Genomic DNA, 1,776 nt, shown 5'->3' on the forward strand with positions numbered 1-1,776 from the left:
TGCCGGTCACGCTCCACGGCGCGCAGGAGGAGGCGCGGATCCCCGCGCCCGCGCTCGTCACCGTGCGGCGGGTCGTCCGGGAGGGGCTCACCAACGCGGCCAAGCACGCGCCCGGCGCCCCGGTCACCGTACGGCTCGCGCACACGCCGGACGAGACCGTGGTGACTCTCGTGAACGAGGCCACGGAACAGTCCGGGCCGAGCGTCTCGGGCGGATACGGGCTGCGCGCGCTCGCGGAGCGGGTCCGCCTGCAGGGCGGGTCCCTGCGGAGCGGCCGCGCCGACGGCGGATTCACTCTCACCGTCCGGCTGCCCCACGGCGTGTCCTGCCACGACGCCCCCTCGCGGACCGGCCCTCCCGCCGCCGGGCATGCTCCCGGGCTGTCGTCATGGTCAACACCCTCCGGGAGGCGGTCGCGACGGCCGGGGCCGGAACCGACGCCGTGGTGGTCCAGGGCCCCGATGGCCGCCGTGGATCTCTCTTCCGGAGTCAGCGACACCGGGGGAACCGGCCTCACCGTCGCCGCGGGCCGGCCCGGCGACGCGGACCCGGGCGTGCCGTACGACCTGCTGACCGGAGCGCGGCCCGTGGAGCTGGATCTGGCGCTGGCCCGGCGGCGGGTGCGCCGTACACGCCTGGCCGCGGCGCTGGTCGCCCTGGCCGCGGCGGCCGGCGTGGCGGCGTTCGTGCTGGGGTTCACGGTCTACGACGCGGCCACCTCGGTCCTGCCGCCGGCCGAGTTCGCGAAGCTGCGAACCGGTCAGGCCGAGTCCGAGGTCGCGGCGGTGCTGCCGGTCAGGACCCGGATCGACGACCCGTCCTGGCCCGAGCCGCCGATCCCTCCGGGCGCGCGGTGCCGCTACTACAGCACCAATTCCGACCCGTTCCGCGAGCTGGAGCTCTATCGGCTGTGCTTCGCCGGAGGCCGGCTGGTGAGCAAGGCGCACCTGCCCGCCTGAGCCCCGGCCGCGCCAGTACGCCGGACAGCGGAACCCCCTGTCCGACGCTGCCCGGACGCCGGTCCGGACGATCCCGGTGGCAGCGGTTCCGTAGCATCGGGTCGTGCACGTCATCCGGGTGGTCCTCGCCGACGACGAACCGGTGATCCGCGCCGGGGTCCGGGCGATCCTGGCGGCGGACCCGGGCATCGACGTGGTCGCCGAGGCCGCCGACGGGCGCGAGCTGGTGGACGCCGTCCTGGCGCACCGGCCCGACGTCGCGCTGGTCGACATCCGGATGCCCGGGCTGGACGGGCTCGCCGCCGCGGCCGAGGTGCGCAGGACCGCCCCGGGCACCGCCGTACTGATCATGACGTCCTTCGGCGAGGACGCCTACGTCGCCCGGGCCCTGGGCGACGGCGCCGCGGGGTTCCTGCTCAAGACCGGGGATCCGCGCGAGTTCCCTCTCGGGGTCCGGGCTGCGGCCGAGGGCGGGGCGTACCTGTCGCCGCCGGTGGCCGCTCGGGTCGTGCGGGGGCTCGCCGGGGACCGGCTGACGCGCTCGGCCGCGGCCCGCGAGCGCGTCGCGGGACTGACGAACCGGGAGCGCGAGGTGCTCGCCCTGGTCGGCGAGGGCATGTCGAACGCGGGCATCGCCGCCCGCCTGCACCTCGCCGAGGGCAGCGTGAAGACCTACGTGAGCACGATCATGGCCAAGCTGGGCGTGCCCAACCGGGTCCGGGCGGCGATCATCGCCCACGAGGCGGGGCTGGCGGGCGAGCCGTAGCGAGCAGCGCCGTCAGCGCGGGCCGCCGCCGCAGCGCGGCGACCAGGGCGG

At 76.6% G+C, this 1,776-nt stretch carries 1 protein-coding gene and 1 pseudogene; both read left to right on the forward strand.

Annotation, left to right across the window (positions count from 1 at the left end; translation table 11 throughout):
* A pseudogene (locus AB0J39_RS39425) lies at positions 1 to 959 on the forward strand (hypothetical protein); the annotation flags it as partial.
* A gap of 103 nt (positions 960 to 1,062) precedes the next feature.
* A complete protein-coding gene (locus AB0J39_RS39430) occupies positions 1,063 to 1,725 on the forward strand; it encodes a response regulator transcription factor (RefSeq protein WP_363474312.1) in 663 nt (220 codons plus the stop codon).
* Positions 1,726 to 1,776 lie beyond the last annotated feature (51 nt).

Origin of the sequence: Microbispora sp. NPDC049633, assembly GCF_040675265.1 — a bacterium.
In the GTDB taxonomy this organism is placed as follows: domain Bacteria; phylum Actinomycetota; class Actinomycetes; order Streptosporangiales; family Streptosporangiaceae; genus Microbispora; species Microbispora maris.